Below are 272 nucleotides of genomic sequence, written 5' to 3'. Positions count from 1 at the left end.
TCCGGCTTCGGCCCGGTACGCTGCTCGATGGTGCTGACCAGTGCCTGCCACTTCACGGGGTTGGCCCATTCGCTTTCGTGCTTCGCAATCAGGCGCGACGCCCGGAAGGCGGCCCACGGGAATCCCTCGCCCGGGGTGTTCTGCCCCAAAGCGCGGAGTTCGTCTGCCGCTTGAGCACCGTCACCGCCCGGATACAGGACGCGGTAGACGGCGGCCATGAGCGGACTCAGTTTGTCGAGAGAACCCGCGCCTGGCGTATCGCTGCCGAGCGC

At 67.6% G+C, this 272-nt stretch carries 1 protein-coding gene; it reads right to left on the bottom strand.

The genetic code is table 11. From position 1 onward, the window contains the following. A partial coding sequence (locus U5760_RS31600) for a hypothetical protein (RefSeq protein WP_322016224.1) occupies nt 1–218 on the bottom strand: 218 nt, incomplete at its 3' end. Between the last annotated feature and the right edge of the window lie 54 nt (nt 219–272).

This window comes from Paraburkholderia sp. J12, assembly GCF_905220215.1.
GTDB lineage: Bacteria > Pseudomonadota > Gammaproteobacteria > Burkholderiales > Burkholderiaceae > Paraburkholderia.
Note: the sequence above shows the minus strand (reverse complement) of the source record. Positions and strands in the feature narration are given on the sequence as shown.